13 protein-coding genes and 1 pseudogene are annotated in these 16,501 nt (G+C 73.0%); 10 read left to right on the top strand and 4 right to left on the bottom strand.

All coding sequences use genetic code 11. The features are described 5' to 3' along the window. Window positions 1–4 precede the first annotated feature (4 nt). Window positions 5–706, top strand: coding sequence for an aspartate/glutamate racemase family protein (locus tag ACWDUZ_RS27470; protein ID WP_451634485.1), 702 nt, complete (start codon window positions 5–7; stop codon window positions 704–706). A 743-nt stretch (window positions 707–1,449) separates the two neighbouring features. Here the strand turns inward: ACWDUZ_RS27470 and gndA are convergent. Continuing rightward, window positions 1,450–2,889 (bottom strand): NADP-dependent phosphogluconate dehydrogenase, encoded by a 1,440-nt coding sequence (gene gndA, locus ACWDUZ_RS27465; RefSeq protein ID WP_451634484.1) that lies wholly within the window; start codon window positions 2,887–2,889, stop codon window positions 1,450–1,452. A 316-nt stretch (window positions 2,890–3,205) separates the two neighbouring features. Here gndA and ACWDUZ_RS27460 point away from each other — a divergent pair, with 316 nt between their 5' ends. Continuing rightward, on the top strand, window positions 3,206–4,510 hold the full coding sequence (locus ACWDUZ_RS27460; protein WP_451634483.1) for a transglycosylase family protein: 1,305 nt from the start codon (window positions 3,206–3,208) through the stop codon (window positions 4,508–4,510). On the opposite strand, the gene ACWDUZ_RS27455 is transcribed toward ACWDUZ_RS27460, so the two are convergent. Next, a complete protein-coding gene (locus ACWDUZ_RS27455; RefSeq protein ID WP_451634482.1) occupies window positions 4,500–5,813 on the bottom strand; it encodes a DMT family transporter in 1,314 nt (437 codons plus the stop codon). The two genes, ACWDUZ_RS27460 and ACWDUZ_RS27455, sit on opposite strands and share 11 nt — an antisense overlap. Window positions 5,814–6,042: 229 nt before the next feature. On the opposite strand from ACWDUZ_RS27455, the gene ACWDUZ_RS27450 reads away from it, so the two are divergent. From ACWDUZ_RS27450 to glgC, 3 genes are all read left to right on the top strand, one after another. Beyond that, window positions 6,043–6,780: a (2Fe-2S)-binding protein gene (locus ACWDUZ_RS27450; RefSeq protein ID WP_451634481.1), complete on the top strand. Its 738-nt coding sequence runs from the start codon at window positions 6,043–6,045 to the stop codon at window positions 6,778–6,780. A 180-nt stretch (window positions 6,781–6,960) separates the two neighbouring features. Continuing rightward, entirely contained in the window at window positions 6,961–8,124 is a 1,164-nt protein-coding gene (gene glgA / locus ACWDUZ_RS27445) for a glycogen synthase (protein ID WP_451634480.1), read from the top strand. 50 nt (window positions 8,125–8,174) lie between these two features. After that, a complete protein-coding gene (gene glgC, locus ACWDUZ_RS27440) occupies window positions 8,175–9,395 on the top strand; it encodes a glucose-1-phosphate adenylyltransferase (RefSeq protein WP_451634479.1) in 1,221 nt (406 codons plus the stop codon). An 89-nt stretch (window positions 9,396–9,484) separates the two neighbouring features. Here the strand turns inward: glgC and ACWDUZ_RS27435 are convergent, their stop codons facing one another. Beyond that, window positions 9,485–9,655 carry a hypothetical protein gene (locus ACWDUZ_RS27435; protein ID WP_451634478.1) on the bottom strand — a complete coding sequence of 57 codons (171 nt, stop codon included), beginning with the start codon at window positions 9,653–9,655 and terminating at the stop codon, window positions 9,485–9,487. A 303-nt stretch (window positions 9,656–9,958) separates the two neighbouring features. Between ACWDUZ_RS27435 and ACWDUZ_RS27430 the strand changes: the two genes are divergently transcribed. Then, window positions 9,959–12,574 carry a PA14 domain-containing protein gene (locus tag ACWDUZ_RS27430; RefSeq protein ID WP_451634477.1) on the top strand — a complete coding sequence of 872 codons (2,616 nt, stop codon included), beginning with the start codon at window positions 9,959–9,961 and terminating at the stop codon, window positions 12,572–12,574. A gap of 381 nt (window positions 12,575–12,955) precedes the next feature. Continuing rightward, a complete protein-coding gene (locus ACWDUZ_RS27425; protein WP_451634476.1) occupies window positions 12,956–14,341 on the top strand; it encodes a wax ester/triacylglycerol synthase family O-acyltransferase in 1,386 nt (461 codons plus the stop codon). A gap of 114 nt (window positions 14,342–14,455) precedes the next feature. On the opposite strand, the pseudogene ACWDUZ_RS27420 reads toward ACWDUZ_RS27425, so the two are convergent. Continuing rightward, window positions 14,456–14,557: pseudogene (locus tag ACWDUZ_RS27420) on the bottom strand (AraC family transcriptional regulator); the annotation flags it as partial. A 136-nt stretch (window positions 14,558–14,693) separates the two neighbouring features. Between ACWDUZ_RS27420 and ACWDUZ_RS27415 the strand changes: the two are divergent. The 3 genes from ACWDUZ_RS27415 to ACWDUZ_RS27405 form a co-directional block, all read left to right on the top strand. Continuing rightward, window positions 14,694–14,903 carry a hypothetical protein gene (locus tag ACWDUZ_RS27415; protein ID WP_451634475.1) on the top strand — a complete coding sequence of 70 codons (210 nt, stop codon included), beginning with the start codon at window positions 14,694–14,696 and terminating at the stop codon, window positions 14,901–14,903. A 145-nt stretch (window positions 14,904–15,048) separates the two neighbouring features. Then, window positions 15,049–15,939, top strand: coding sequence for an RNA polymerase sigma factor SigJ (gene sigJ, locus ACWDUZ_RS27410; protein WP_451634474.1), 891 nt, complete (start codon window positions 15,049–15,051; stop codon window positions 15,937–15,939). Window positions 15,940–16,121: 182 nt separating this feature from the next. Beyond that, window positions 16,122–16,501, top strand: a 380-nt coding sequence (locus ACWDUZ_RS27405; RefSeq protein ID WP_451634473.1) for an alcohol dehydrogenase catalytic domain-containing protein, incomplete at its 3' end; no start/stop codon positions are given.

Genomic DNA, 16,501 nt, shown 5'->3' with positions numbered 1-16,501 from the left:
CGCCGTGGGCGGCCCGACGTCGGTCGCTCTGCTGCACACCTCGCCGGTGCACGTCCCGGTCTTCGACGCGCTGCGCGACGAGCACCATCCGCACCTGCGGCTGCGGCACTTCGTCGACGAGCAACTGCTGTGCCGGGCCCGCCGGGAGGACCCGGACGCGATGGCGGACGAGGTGCGGGCGGCGCTGGACCGTGCCGTCGCCGGGGGCGCCCGCGCGGTGCTGTGCACCTGCTCGACCATCGGTGGTGTCGCGGAGACGCTCGGCGCGGGAGTTCAGGTGCCGGTGCTGCGGGTGGACCGGCCCATGGCCGCCGCGGCGGTGGCCACCGGGTCCCGCGTGGTCGTCGTCGCCACGGTGGAGAGCACCCTGGCACCGACCGTCGCGCTCATCGAGGACGAGGCGCGCCGCGCCGGGCGGTCCGTCAGTGTCCGTCCCGTTCTCGTCGACAGCGCCTGGGAGCGCTTCGAGGCGGGCGACACCGAGGGGTACGTCCGCGAGGTGGCGAGCGCGGCCGACGCGATCGGCCCCGCCGACGCCGACGTGATCGTCCTCGCCCAGGCCTCCATGGCACCGGCCCAGCGCCTCACCACCACATGCGTCCCGACCCTCTCCAGCCCCCGCCCCGGACTCGCGGCAGCGGCGAGGGCGAGTGAGACCCCGCGGCCGGGCTGGAAGCCGGTGCCGTCCGGGGGGTCCGGCCGGTAGATCGCCTATCGCCTCCGGGCCCACGGGATGCCCGAGCGGCCGGATCGCGGAGGCAGCCGAGCCTTCGGGGCCGGCCCAGCCTTCGGTCGCAGCCGAGCCTTCGGAGGCGGTCGTCACCCGACGGGCGTCCGTCACCCGACGAGCGTCCGTCACCCGATGAGCCTCCCTACCGCCCGAAGGCCGCCGAGTTCGGGCAGCCGACGCACGCCACTCGCGGCCGAACCCACGCCCGCGCCCCATGAGCCCAGCCGAGTCGTCGGGCTCGTGCCCCCGGGTGACTGGCCGGGCGGGCGTCGGGTAGGCGGGGGAGTAGTCCAGAGCCGATGTCGAACGACTGGCTGGAGGACGGACGCCATGACGAACCCCTACCCCGACCCTGTCTCGCCGCCACCCACACCGGGCCCGGACCCCCAGCACCCCGAGCCGCAACCGGCCCCCGAGCCGCATCCGGTACCGGAGCCGCATCCCGTCCCCGAACCGCCCCCGGCACCGGGACCACCGCCGGGCCCCGCGCCGACCCCGCCCCCTGAGCCGACCCCGCCGGGTCCCGTGCCCACACCGCCACAGCCCGGGCCGCCGCCCGAGCCCTCCCCGTCCCCGATTCCACCGGGTCCGGAACCCGTGCCGAATCCCGAGCCGGGGCCGCCCCTCAGCTGAGAGGCGGGAATCAGAGGCCTTTCCCTCGCACGCCGACGGTGGGCGCCCACCGGGCCGCCCACCGTCCACTCCGTGCCAGCCCGCTCCTACGCGCTCACCTCCGAGCGGTCACCGCCCCACAGCGTGTGGAAGGACCCGTCCCGGTCCGCGCGCCGGTAGGTGTGCGCGCCGAAGAAGTCACGCTGGCCCTGGGTGAGGGCGGCCGGCAGCCGCTCGGCGCGCAGGGCGTCGTAGTAGGCGAGTGCCGCCGAGAAGCCGGGCGTCGGCACGCCCTGCCGCGTCGCCGCGACCAGCACCTCGCGCCAGTCGTCCTGGGCCGCCGCGATCTCCTGGGCGAAGGTCTCGTCGGACAGCAGGCTGGGCAGATCGGGCCGGCCGTCGTACGCGGCGCGGATGCGGTCCAGGAAGGCCGCGCGGATGATGCAGCCGCCGCGCCAGATGGCGGCGACGGCCCCGAGGTCGATGTCCCAGCCGTACTCCTCGCTGCCCGCCGCGATCTCGTGGAAGCCCTGCGTGTACGAGACGATCTTCGAGGCGTACAGCGCCTGCTCCACCCGGTCGGCGAACGCCGCCGCCTCCGACTCGGGCAGCGGGGAGGACGTCGGGCCGGCCAGGGAGCGCGAGGCCTCCCGCAGCGCCGCGTGCCCGGACAGGGAGCGCGCGAAGACGGCCTCGGCGATGCCCGACACCGGCACGCCCAGGTCGAGGGCGATCTGCACCGTCCAGCGGCCCGTGCCCTTCTGCTCGGCCTGGTCCACCACCACGTCCACGAACGGCTTGCCCGTCGCCGCGTCCACGTGGGACAGCACCTCGGCGGTGATCTCGATCAGGTACGAGTCCAGCCGTCCCGTGTTCCAGGTGCGGAAGATCTCCGCGATCCGGTCGGGGGAGTACCCGGCCACGTCGCGCAGCAGCTGGTACGCCTCGCCGATCAGCTGCATGTCGGCGTACTCGATGCCGTTGTGCACCATCTTCACGAAGTGACCGGCACCGTCCGGGCCGATGTGGGTGACGCACGGCGCGCCGTCCTTCGCCTTCGCGGAGATCTTCTCCAGCATCGGGCCCAGTGAGGCGTACGACTCGGTCGAGCCGCCCGGCATGATGCTCGGCCCGTGCAGCGCGCCCTCCTCACCGCCGGAGATGCCCGTGCCGACGAAGTGGATGCCCTGCTCGCGCAGCTCACGCTCGCGGCGCCGGGTGTCCGCGAAGTGCGCGTTGCCCCCGTCGATGATCATGTCACCGGGCTCCAGCAGCGGAGCGAACTCCCGGATCACCGCGTCGGTCGGCTCGCCCGCCTTCACCATGATCACCAGACGGCGCGGCCGCTCCAGCGCCGCCACGAACTCCTCGGCGGTCTCGGCGGGGACGAAGTCGCCCTCGTGGCCGAACTCCTTCACCAGCTCGTGCGTCCGCTCCACCGTCCGGTTGTGCAGCGCGACCGTGTAGCCGTTGCGCGCGAAGTTTCGGGCGAGGTTGCGGCCCATGACCGCGAGCCCCGTCACGCCGATCTGGGCTGTTGTGCTCATACCGCCTGCTCCTCAAGGAATCCGGTGGATCATCGGCTGGAACCCCTTCGACCATCCTGGCGTGCCCGCACGGTCACCGCACATCCGCGCCCGGCCCGCCGGGCGGCACGTCCACGACATCCTTCCTTACGTATCGCACCGGTACGTCGCCTCAGCGCGGACACGACCGAACCGGTCGGTGAAACCAGCCGATCCGGCCAACGGAAGCCCCGTATCGGCCACTTGTGCCGTCGATGCGGCTGACAGCCGTCTTGTCATGGCTCGTTCGCGGCATCTACTTTTGCCCCTCCTGACGCATGGCGAGGGGGCTTTCGACATGGCCGCACGCGGCCGGCACCGCCGGTACCAGCCGAACAGGATCAACCGCGCGTCGCTCACCGTCACGGCGGGCGGCGCCGGCATGGCCCTCCCGCTCGTCGGCGCCGGTGCCGCACACGCGGCCGACGCCTCCACCTGGAACAAGGTCGCCGCCTGCGAGTCGAGCGGCAACTGGAGCGTCAACACCGGCAACGGCTACTACGGCGGCCTCCAGTTCACCGGATCCACCTGGGAGGCGTACGGCGGCACGCGGTACGCGCCGCGCGCCGACCTGGCCACCCGGGACCAGCAGATCGCGATCGCGGAGAAGGTGCTCGACGGCCAGGGCCCCGGCGCCTGGCCGGTGTGCTCCGGGCGGGCCGGACTGACCCGCGGCGGCGGCGACCCCGACGTCCACCCGGACGCCGCGGCGGCCCGGTCCGCGCACAGCCGGGACGGCGCGAGCACCGCGGACACCGACGGCTCCGGCCGCGGCAGAGGCTCCAGGGGCCACGACGGCTCCGACGGCGCGGGGCGCGGCGGGAGTTCGGTGCGTGACGTGCGGCCGCAGGCCACTCCTCAGTCCCGCGCCGGACGGGCCGAGATGTACACGGTGGTCCGCGGTGACACCCTCTTTGGGATCGCCGAGGAGCGTCACGTCAGGGGCGGCTGGCACCAGTTGTACGCGGCCAACCGCGCCACGGTCGGCGACGACCCGGATCTGATCCTGCCGGGCCAGCGGCTCTCCCTGCGCACCGGCCGGACGGCCCAGCCGGCCCGCACGGGCCGACCCGCCACCGAAGAGAGCTCCACTGCCACGCGTCCGCCGCGCCGGACCGGGACGAAGCCCCCCACCAGGGACGACCGGAGCGAGACGAGCAGGACCGGTCGCCCCCACACCGCCTCGCACACCGCCTCGCACACCGTCGTCGCCCCCGTACGCGGCCCGCTCGGCACGGGCTACCGCGCGGCGGGACCCCACTGGTCGAAGGGCTACCACACCGGCGTCGACTTCGCGGTGCCCACCGGGACGTCCGTGCACGCGGCCGGAGCGGGCCGGGTGGTGGACGCCGGGTGGGGCGGGGCCTACGGCTACCAGGTGGTGATCCGGCACGCCGACGGCCGCTACACGCAGTACGGGCACCTGTCGGCGATCTCCGTACGGGCCGGTCAGACGGTCACCGCCGGGCAGCGCATCGGGCGGTCGGGGGCCACGGGCAACGTGACGGGCCCGCATCTGCACTTCGAGGTGCGGACGGGGCCCGGTTTCGGTTCGGACATCGACCCGGTCGCCTATCTCCGGGCCGGCGGCGTCACGATCTGACGCGGGCGCCGGCGCCGGCGCGGCGCCGGTCCAGGAGGGGCATCGTCACGTACGCCCCGCCGTAGAACCTCACGTACGCCGCGCCGTAGAGGGGGACGCCGCACAGCGGGCCGGCCCAGTACGGGCCGCCGTGGAACGCGCCGGAGGACAGGGACCCTTCGCCGCCCGGCCCGGGACCGGACTCCGCCGTGGCCACGGGACCTGCCGCCCTGGCGTCAGCCGTCGTGGCGCCCACGGCCCCGGCGCCCCGCGCCGCCCCGACGCCCGCGGCCTCGGGCGACGGAGCGGCGGGCACGAAGGTGTCCGTCGGCTCCGTGCCGGCCTGCCCGGCATCGGGAACCTGGGGCGGCCGTGTCCCGTTCCGCACCGCCCCGGTGGCCGGTACCTCCTCCAGGACCCGCTCCTCCGGCGTCGGGCCTCCCGTCGACGGCAGACCTCCCGGAGCCGTCTCACCGGACGGCAGCGACCGGCCCGCGCGCACGAGGCGTTCGGTGGTCAGCAGGATCAGGCCGCCGGTGGCCACCACGCCGCAGCCGAGGGCGAGCGCGGTGCCGGTGGTGCCGTGACGGAAGGTCTCCCCGAACATCGTGATGCCGACCGCCGCCGCCACCACCGGGTTCACCACCGTCAGCGTGGCCAGCGGCGCGGCCAGTCCGCCGCCCCGGTACGAGGCCTGCGACAGCAGCATGCCCGCCGTGGCCAGGACGCCTATCGCGGCCAGGGACGGCAGATCCGCCGCCGAGACACCGTCGCTCCAGTCCACCGCGACCGTCTTGGTGAACACCGAGGACATGCCGAAGGCGATGCCGGAGCCGGTGGCGAGCAGCACGCTGCGCACCGCCGGGTGCCGGTGCGCGGCCCGGCCCGCGACCGTCAGCGCCACCACCGCACCACCGGTGACCACGGCCACGGCCAGACGCTGCGCGGCGCCGAGCGACTGCGTGTCGGACGCGCCCACCAGCGACAGCAGACCCGCCAGACCCACCGTCGCCATGACGGCGCCCCGCCAGGCCGCAGCCCCCGCCCGGCGGCCGACGAAGAGGGCGGCCATGGGCAGCGCGAACACGATGGTCAGGGCGCCCAGCGGCTGGACCAGGCTGAGCGGGCCGCAGGCCAGCGCCACCACATGCAGCAGCGCGCCGAGGCCGTTCAGCGCGACCGCCGCCCACCAGGCGGGCCGGCGCAGCGGCGCGTACTGCTCGCCGGGAGCGGACACCGCGACCCGCTCCTGCACGATCGCGCCGCCGGCGTAGGCGACGGCGGACACGAGGGACAGCAGCACGGACACCGCGAGGGCGCTCATGAGCTGCTCCTCTGCGGGACGCGGGGGCGGCGGGCCCGGCGCGGCGAAGGGTCGGCTTCCATGGTCTACAAGCCTGCCGTGCTGATCTCCTCGCGTCGTCGTCCCTGAGCACGCAATGGGTCATACTGCCGATGGAGTACGGATCACGCTCCGTCCTCCCGTGGGTGGGCGACACAGGGTGGACGCCCCCTGGTGGATCCCCGTAAGGGCCTTGGTAGTACTGCTTCTCGTGAACCTCGACCCGGATCTCGCCGGCCTTCGTTCCCTCGGCGGCTTCTTCGTCCTGCGCACGGGCGAGCCGCCGTGCGCCGCGCTGCCCGCCCTGGCCCATGCCTACGGCGACGCGGCCGGCGGCAGTGCCGAGCATCCCCTCGCGGTGCGCGTCCGCACGGTGGCCGCCTCCCTCCGCGCCCCCGAGCCGCGGGTCGCCGCGTCGGTGGCCCAGCAGGCGCTCATGGCCCGGCTGTGGTCGGCGGCGCTCGGCTGTGCCGTGCTGTACGGGCGCATCCCCGACCTCGACCCGCGTCTGCTCCGCTGGGACCCCACCGGCAGCGCCCCCGACGACCTGTGGCTGACCTCGGTGCGCGGGCTGCCCGCCGACGCGGACACCCTCGCGGACGCCGTCCTGCACGGTCACCTGCGGCCCCTGTCGGCGGCCCTGCGCGCACGCCACCGCCTCGCCCCGGGCCTGGCGCGGGGCAACGCCGCCTCCGCGCTGGCCGGCGCCGCCCGCCAACTGGCCCGGCTCGCGCACGACCACGGTCGCCCCCGGGCCAGCGACCACGCCCGGGATCTGGCCGCACGGCTGCTCGCCCACCCGTTGCTCGCCGGGACGGGCACCCTCGGCGACACGGGCTTCCGCCGACGCAGCTGCTGCCTGTACTACCGGGTCCCCGGCGGCGGTGTCTGCGGCGACTGTTGTTTCACACGAGCCCCGCGCTCTTCCGCGCGCGCCGCATCTGGGTGACCATGAGGGCGACCGGCGGGACACACCCGGCGATCAGCGACCGACAAGCGATCGACGACGAGCGACCGGCAAGCGGCCGACGACGAGCGAGCGACCGACGAGCAGCGGTCTGCGGACGACGGCCGGCGCACGCGACCGGCCACGACGAGACGACGGGGCCGCCGAGACAGGGGGTTGCGGGTGCGAGTGGGACTGCTGACCCGGGAGTACCCGCCGGACGTGTACGGCGGTGCGGGCGTCCATGTCGAGTTCCTGGCGCGGGAGCTGAGAGGCCTGGTCGACCTGGAGGTGCACTGCTGGGGCGAGGCGTCCTCGGCGGACAAGGCGGACGGCGTCGTACGCCACCGCCCCTGGCCGGCACTGGACGGAGCCAACGACGCCCTGCGCACCTTCTCCGTGGACCTCGCCATGACCGCCGGCCTGGACGGCTGCGACCTGGTCCACTCCCACACCTGGTACGCCAACCTCGCCGGCCACCTCGGCAAGCTGCTGTACGGCGTGCCGCACGTGGTGACCGCGCACTCCCTGGAGCCGCTGCGCCCCTGGAAGGCCGAGCAGCTCGGCGGCGGCTACGCGCTGTCCAGCTGGGCGGAGCGCACCGCGATCGAGGCGGCGGACGCCGTGGTCGCCGTCTCCGGCGCCATGCGGGAGGACATCCTCGGCTGCTACCCGGCCCTCGACCCGGCCCGCGTCCACATCGTCCACAACGGCATCGACACCGCCCTCTACCGCCCCGACCACGGCACTGAGGCCCTCACCCGGATCGGACTCGACCCGGACCGCCCCTATGTGCTGTTCGTCGGCCGCATCACCCGCCAGAAGGGCGTGCCCCATCTGCTGCGCGCCGTGCGGGACATCGACCCGGCAGCGCAGGTGGTGCTGTGCGCGGGGGCACCTGACACGCCCGAGATCGACCGGGAGTTCCGCGAGCTGTACGAGGAGCTGAGCCGGGTCCGCGCGGGCGTGCACTGGATCCCGCAGATGCTGCCGCGGCCGGACGTGATCCAGCTGCTCACCCATGCCGCGGTCTTCGTCTGCCCCTCGGTCTACGAGCCGCTCGGCATCGTCAACCTGGAGGCGATGGCCTGCGGCACGCCGGTCGTGGCGTCCCGCGTGGGCGGCATCCCCGAGGTGGTCGAGGACGCACGGACCGGGGTACTCGTCGACGTCGACGACGACTTCGAGGCGGGCCTCGCCCGCGCCCTCGACACGATGCTCGGCGATCCGGAGGGGGCGCGCCGGATGGGTGAGGCAGGGCGGCGGCGGGCGGTGACGGAGTTCGGCTGGGACGCGGTCGCGCGGCGCACGGTGCGGCTGTACGAGGAGATCCTCAAGCAGGCTTAGTCCTCCCTGCTCAGGGGCAGTACTGGTTCAACCGGGTGAGGGGAGCGGCCATGCGGCGTGGTGGACCTTCGGTCCTCGGGATCGTCCTTGCGGGCGGGGAGGGCAAGCGCCTGATGCCCCTGACCGCGGACCGCGCGAAACCCGCGGTCACCTTCGGCGGAACGTATCGCCTGGTCGACTTCGTCCTGTCCAACCTGGTCAACGGCGACATCCTGCGCATCTGCGTGCTGACCCAGTACAAGTCGCACTCGCTGGACCGGCACATCACCACCACCTGGCGCATGTCGAGCCTGCTCGGCAACTACGTCACCCCGGTCCCCGCGCAGCAGCGCCTCGGCCCTCGCTGGTACCTGGGCAGCGCCGACGCGATCCTTCAGTCGCTCAACCTGATCTACGACGAACAGCCCGACTACGTGGCGGTCTTCGGCGCCGACCACGTCTACCGCATGGACCCGCGGCAGATGCTCCGGCAGCACATCGAGGGCGGCGCCGGGGTGACGGTCGCCGGGATCCGGGTGCCGCGCACCGAGTCGTCGTCGTTCGGGGTGATCACGCCCGGTTCGGACGGGCGCACCGTCCACCGGTTCCTGGAGAAGCCCGCCGAACCGCCGGGTCTGCCCGACGACCCCGACCGGGTCTTCGCCTCCATGGGCAACTACGTCTTCACCACCAAGGCGCTGATCGACGCCCTGCAACGGGACGCCGAGGACGAGCGGTCGGTGCACGACATGGGCGGTTCGATCCTGCCCCAGCTCACCGAGCGCGGCGAGGCGCAGCTGTACGACTTCAGCACCAACCACGTGCCCGGTGAGACCAGCCGGGACCAGGGCTACTGGCGGGACGTGGGCACGCTCGACGCCTACTACGACGCCCATATGGACCTGATCGCCGAGCGCCCCGCGTTCAACCTGTACAACCGCGACTGGCCCGTCTACACGCACTCCAACCAGCTCTCGCCGGCCCGGTTCAACGCCGGTGGCATCGCGGGGGAGTCCATCATCAGCGCCGGCTGCCTGATCCGCGGGCAGGTCACCCGGTCCGTGCTCTCCCCGGGCGTCCGGGTCGACCCGGGGGCGGTGGTCCAGGGCTCCGTGCTGCACGACAACGTGCACATCGGCCGGGGTGCGGTCGTGCGCGGGGCGGTCCTGGACAAGAACGTCGAGGTGCCGCCCGGCGCGACGATCGGCGTCAACCCGGAGCGGGACGCGGAGCTCTACACCGTGTCCAAGGGCGGGGTCATCGCCCTGGGCAAGGGCCAGCGGGTGCCGTAGCCGCCGCAGGGAGGTGTTCCGGCCGGGAGCCGCGTCGGGGGAGACGTTCCCCGCGGTCGGCCGTCAGCCGCACAGCGGCGGGACGTGGTTCAGGGGTGACCGCGCCGGCCCGGTCCACCTCCTCGCACGGGCTGGACCGCACGCACGTACGCGGAAGTGAGGAAGTCCACCGCGTCGGGGTCGAGGTCCTCGGAGCGCTCGGCCACGGGGCCGTGGTCGCCGCCGCCCCGGGTGGCGGTCCGGCGCGAGACCTCGGGCATCCCGTTCACCTCCTTCCGCACGGGGAGTACGCGTCGTGCGGAAGGGCGCGACCTGGAAGCGACGCCCTCATGGTGCTGCTCCCCACGAGCCCGGGGTCCACTGGGATCTCCGGTGGCGCGCGCCGCGTCCGAAGCCTGCGAAGCCTGCCTGTTCCGGCCACACGCCCGGACGTTCTTGTCATGTCCCTGGACGTACGCGCAGGAGCGTGACAACGTTATTCCGCACCAGTTCGCACAATCCCGCACATCACGCTCAGTGATAGCGAACAAGAGCCGCCAGCTTCCTTCGCCACGAGGAGGATCGTGCGCACCAGACGTCTGAGAGACCGACTCGCGCTGCTGCTCGCAGCGGCCCTGAGCCTTGCCGCGTTCGCCGCGGCGCCCGGCGCGACCGCCGCCCCCGGTGACGACCCCGTGGAGATCCACGGACTCAAGGGCGAGTACTACACCCAGTCGGCCCCCGGAGCCTTCGACTTCGCCGAGCTCAAGGCCACCACCTTCGACCCCGCCCTGGACTTCGACAACCTCGAACCCCGCCTGGCCGCCGCGACCGGCAGGTCCGACGACGTCAGCGCCCGTTGGACCGGCCGCATCGTCCCGCAGCGGACCGGCGCCCACACCTTCTCGATCACCGGCGACAACGGCTTCCGCCTCTGGATCGACGGAAAGCTCACCATCGACCACTGGGTCGACGACTGGGACAGGGAACAGACATCCGCCCCCGTGGAGCTGACCGCCGGCACCGCCTACGACATCAAGGTCGAGTACTTCGAGCACTACGGCGGTTCCAACCTCCACGTGCGCTGGACCGAGCCCGGCGGCACCAAGGAGCCCGTCCCGCAGTCGGCGTTCCTGCTGCCCGAGGGCTACGACTACGACGGCGCGATCGCGACCACCGTCCTCAGCGACGGCCGCACCCTGAAGCTCGACTTCGCGCAGCGGCTCGCCGCCCCGCCCGCCGCGCTCACCGGCCATCTGCGGGCCGTGATCGGCGGCGCCACCTGGCCGCTGGGCGCCGTACGGCCCGACCCGGCCGACCCGCGCGCGCTGCTGGTGGCCCTGAAGGAACCGGTCGTCGGCAACAGGACCGGCACCGCCCGGGGCGCCGCGGACGTCCGCTACGACGGCCAGGGCGGCCTGACGTCGGACGACGGCACCGCCGTGAGCGCCTTCTGGAGCAGCGGCCCCAACCGCTCCACGTACGAGCTGCGCACGAAGTGGGCCGGCCAGGTCGGCCCGGACAACGCTCTGCCCGAGTATCCGCGCCCGCAGCTCACCCGCCCCGACTGGCAGAACCTCAACGGCCGCTGGCAGTTCGCCGCCGCCGAGGCCGGCGAGCAGCCGCCCGTGGGGAAGACGCTGCCCGAACGGATCCTCGTCCCCTACCCGGTGGAGTCCCAGCTCTCCGGTCTCGAACGGCACGAGGACCGGATGTGGTACCGGCGCACCTTCACCGTCCCGGCGGGCTGGCACATCGGGCACGGCAAGCGGCTCAGCCTCAACTTCGGCGCGGTGGACTGGAAGGCCGACGTCTACGTCAACGGCACCAAGGTGGCCGAACACCAGGGCGGCTACGACAGGTTCAGCGCCGACATCACCGACGCGCTCAAGCCCGGCCGCACCCAGGAGCTGATCGTCGGCGTGTACGACCCGACCGACGCGGCCGGCGGGGAGAACCCGCCGCTGGGCAAGCAGCGCCTGGACCCGAGCGGCATCTGGTACACGCCCACCTCGGGCATCTGGCAGACCGTCTGGATGGAGCCGGTCGCCCCCGACCACGTCGACTCGCTCGTGCTCACCCCGGATGTCGCGCACGGCACGCTGGCCGTCGCGGCCCGCGGTGTCCGCGACGGCGTACCCGTGACGGCGACGGCGTACGACGGCAGGCGCCCGGTCGCCACGGTTCGCGGGCGCACCGGCGGCCCGCTCACCCTGACGATCCACGACCCGCACCTGTGGTCGCCCGACGACCCGTTCCTGTACGACCTGAAGGTCCGGGTCGGCGCCGACGAGGTCGGCAGCTACTTCGGGATGCGCTCCATCGCCGTCGAGAACGTCGACGGTGTCCCGCGCACGGTCCTCAACGGCAAGCCGATCTTCATGATGGCCACCCTGGACCAGGGCTTCTGGCCCGACGGCCTGTACACGGCGCCGACCGACGAGGCCCTGGCCTACGACCTGAGGATCCACAAGCAGCTCGGCTTCAACGCCGTCCGCAAGCACATCAAGGTCGAACCCGACCGCTGGTTCTACTGGGCCGACCGGCTCGGCCTGATGGTCTGGCAGGACATGCCCGCCATGACCGCGGGCGTCGACCCGTCCGCGGCGGCTCGGGCCGAGTACGAGCGGGAGATGAAGGAGATGATCGACGAGCACATCAGCAGCCCGTCGGTCGTCATGTGGGTCACCTTCAACGAGGGCTGGGGCCAGTACGACGAGGCCCGCATCGCCCGGCAGGCCAAGTCCTGGGACCCGACCCGGCTGGTCAACGGCATGTCCGGCGTCAACCTGGGCAGCGACGGTGGCGCCGGCGACGTCATCGACGAGCACGGCTACCCGTCACCGGCCCTGCCGCCGCACCCGGACGGTGAGCGTGCCCTGGTCAGCGGCGAGTACGGCGGACTCGGCCTGGCGGTGCCCGGGCACGCCTGGTCGGTGCAGCAGAGCTACGTCGACGTCGACCCGGCGACATACACCGACGACTACCTGGCGAAGCTCGACGAGGTGCGCGCACTGGTGTGCCGCGGGAGCAACGGCGCCGTCTACACCCAGATCAGCGACGTCGAGGGCGAGCTCAACGGTCTGCTGACCTACGACCGCGCGGTGCTCAAGCCGGACGCGGCGCGGGTGGGGGCCGCCCAGCGGGCGCTCATCCGCGACGCGTCGCGGGCGGCACCCGCGGGATGCCCGGCCGGCTGACCCTCGGACCCGATCACGCGGGGGACGACGTCTCCACCGGAGGTCTTCCCGCAAAAGAGGGGCCCTGGCGCCTGCTTGCGGCGCTCCGCCCGAGCGTGGCGGGAGCGGTGACAGCGTCCACGCTGTCCGCCGTTCCCGCCGCCGCTGCCCGGGCCGCCGAACCGCGCGAGGTCCGGGTGCCGAAGGGTCCCGAGCGCACCGTGCGGGACGTCCGGGTGAACGGTCCGAGGTGACTTTCCGCCGTGTCGCTGGTGTCCCGCCCCGTCTCCGCGGCGTGGGACTTAATCTGGTGTTAACTGAGCGTAGCCTGATCGTACTTGACCGTAATCGGTTGCACGCGGTTGACTGCACCCTCACCCACCGTCGACGCGAGGCAAGCCATTGACTTCTGACCTGCTCGCTCCACTCGACCTGGCGTTCTGGAACATCGAGTCCGCCGACCATCCGATGCACCTCGGTGCGCTCGGGGTCTTCTCGGCCCACTCGCCCACCGCCGGGGCGCACGCGGCCGATCTGCTGGCCGCCCGTGCCGCCGCCGTGCCCGGACTGCGCATGCGCATCCGCGACGTGTGGCGTCCCCTCGGCCTGCGGCAGTCCCTCGGTCAGGGCCTGCGGCAGTCCCTCGCCCACCCACTGCGGCAGCCTCTGGGCTTCGGCGGCGCCACCCGCGAACCCGACCCCTGCTTCGACCCGCTCAACCACGTCCGGCTGCATGCCCCCGTCACCGACTTCCACGCGGCCTCCGGCCGCCTCATGCAGCGCCCCCTGGAGCGCAACCGCCCGCCGTGGGAGGCCCATGTGCTGCCCGGCGAGGACGGTGTCTCCTTCGCGGTGCTGTTCAAGTTCCACCACGCCCTCGCGGACGGACTGCGCGCCCTGACCCTCGCCGCGGCCGTCCTCGACCCGATGGACCTCCCCGAGCGCCGGCCCCGGCCCGCCGAACCCCCGCGCGGCCTGCTGCCCGCCGTGCGGAGACTGCCCGGGATGGTGCGCGGCGCGTTCTCCGACGTCGGCCGCGCCCTGGACATCGGCGCCTCCGTCGCCCGCTCCACCCTCGTCACCCGCTCCACGCCCGCCCTCACCGCCGAGCCCACCGGAACCCGGCGCACCGCCGGCGTGGTCGTCGACATCGACGACGTCCACCTGGTGCGCAAGAAGGTCGGCGGCACCGTCAACGACGTACTGATCGCGGTCGTCGCCGGCGCCCTGCGCAACTGGCTCGAGGAGCGCGGTGAGCGGTGCGACGGCGTCGCACCCCGCGCCCTGATCCCGGTCTCCCGGCGCCGTTCGCGCACCGCCAACCCGCAGGGCAACCGGCTCTCCGGCTATCTGATGGAACTGCCCGTCGACGTCCCGGACCCGTTGCGCAGGCTCGCCGCCGTGCGCACCGCCATGGACCGCAACAAGGACGCGGGCCCCAACCGGGGCGCGGGAGCCGTCGCGCTCCTCGCCGACCATGTACCGGCCCTCGGCCACCGGCTCGGCGGTCCGCTCGTCGGGCAGGCCGCCCGGCTCTGGTTCGACATCCTGGTCACCAGCGTGCCCCTGCCCGGCTTCGGCCTGCGGCTCGGCGGCCACCCGCTCACCGAGGTCTACCCCTTCGCGCCGCTGGCCCGCGGCCAGTCCCTGGCCGTCGCCATCTCCACCTACCGGGGCCAGGTCCACTACGGGCTCGTCGCCGACGCCAAGGCCGTCCCCGACCTGAACCGGCTGGCCCGGGCCCTGACCGAGGAGGTGGAGACCCTCATCACGGTCTGCGCTCCGTGACCTGCCGCCCCTCGCCGGCCCGGCGCGTGGTGCCGAAGTGCCGCTGATAGGCGGCGGGCTGAGCGACACCTCCCGCACGAAAACCCTCCGCATGCTCTCGTGGTTCGGGAATCCGGCAAGGGATGCCGACCGCGTCGCGGTATGTCCTTGGTCGAGCAGAGCCTTCGCCATGTCGAACCGGATCATCTCCACATACCGGGCCGGAGTCGTGGACACCCGGTCGTGGAAGAGCCGCGTGAGATGCCTAGGTGGTGCCGTCACGGACGTGGATCGCGTCGGGTTCGACACGGCCGGCCCGGCAGCGGGCGCGGATGTGGTGTGAACGGCGATCGCGGAGCTGGACCGGGGTCAGGTGGACGAGACCACCGCCGTCCATCCGCGGGACGACTTCAAGAACGAGTTCCTGCAGGCCTTCGTCGACGGTCTCAGGCACCGTCCGGAGACCACGAATGGTACTTTGACCTCGGATGTGCTGGAGCACTTTCATTCCCGGCTTCCGGCGTACGACCACGGTCGAGCGCATCAAGCGCGCTCCCTGGCGGAGCTGATCAAGGCGCCATGACGGCCGGCGCATCCGGGAGCAGCTGGATCAGGACGTACCACCGCCGCGCCCAAGCGGGCCGGCTCGCTGCTGCGGGGCTGTCCGCAGATCCTCGGGGCCGCAACGGCTAGGCTGCATCCGCAAGCTGGAGGAGGTCGCGATCCGTATGGGTGACGGGCACGGGCCCGGAGGGTCTGGGCAGCAGGATCCGCTCGGAGCCGAATGGGAGAGGCACCGGCCCGCGGTCTTCGGCGTGGCCTACCGGCTGCTGGGAACGGTGGTCGATGCCGAGGATGTCACCCAGGACGTGTGGCTGCGGGCGGCCGGAGCCGACCTGCGGGACGTCGGTGATCTGCGGGCCTGGCTGGTGACGGTGGCCGCACGACGGTCGTACGACATCCTCAAGAGTGCGCGCTTCCGCCGGGAGACCTATGTCGGGCCGTGGCTGCCGGAGCCGCTGCTGACAGGGCCGGACGCGTCGCAGCCGGTACTCGTCGACGAGTCCGTCAGCTCGGCGATGCTCCTGATCATGGAAGAGCTGAGCCCGCCGGAGCGGGTGGCCTTCGTCCTGCACGATGTCTTCGGTCTGGAGTTCGGCAGGATCGCCGACGTACTGGATGTCTCCGTGCCGGGGGCCCGGCAGCTCGCCTCGCGGGCGCGACGGCGGGTGGCCAAAGCGAAGCAGTCCGCACCGCAGGCGTCGAAGGCGGAGCGCGAACGCGTCCTGACGGTCTTCCGCGCCGCCTACGAGTCCGGGGACCTGGCCGGTCTGGTCAGGCTCCTGCACCCGGACGCCCTCTACGTCACCGACGGCGGCGGCAAGATCCCCGCGGCACGCAAACTCATCCACGGCGGCGAGCGCGTCGCCGCGGTCATGGTGCGTACAGGGCGCCAGTATCGCCCGGACCGCATCGACTTCGCCGAGGTCGGCGGCGAGCTCGCCCTCGTGTTCCACCGGGAAGGCCGGGTCTACTCGGTCGACACGGTCCAGATCACCAAGGGTCTGATCACCGCCTACCGCAGGGTCCTCAATCCCGACAAACTCATGCGCGTCTGACTGTCACACCCAGAGGGGCTGCCTCGTCTCCCTGATGAGAACGCAAGGCGACGACGCGCAAAGACGCGAGACCAGGTGAGATCGATCGCACAGCACTTCATACATCCACCTGCAGCCGCCCTGAGCCCTTCGCACGAGCGGGCCGTGCGCCCCGATCGTGCCTCCCCTCAGTGAGGACCTGTATGCAAGCCATAACGGTGCGGGACCGCAACGCCGGTCTCGCCGGGATGTCCCTGGTGGACCTCCCCCACCCCCATGCGGCCGAGAACGACGTCATTGTGCGGGTGCACGCCGCCGGCTTCACCCCCGGTGAGCTGGACTGGCCCGCCACCTGGACCGATCGCGCCGGCCGCGACAGGACGCCGAGCGTGCCCGGGCACGAGCTGTCCGGTGTCGTCGTGGAGCTCGGGTACGGCACCACCGGCCTGAGCGTCGGACAGCGGGTGTTCGGCCTGGCCGACTGGGCGCGCAACGGCACCCTCGCCGAGTACACCGCGGTGGAGGCCCGCAACCTCGCCCCGCTGCCGGCGGACATCGACCACACCGTGGCCGCCGCGCTGCC

It is taken from the genome of Streptomyces sp. NPDC003393 (genome assembly GCF_053589015.1).
The sequence above is the reverse complement of the archived record's forward strand: the minus strand, read 5'-3'. Positions and strand labels throughout refer to the sequence as shown.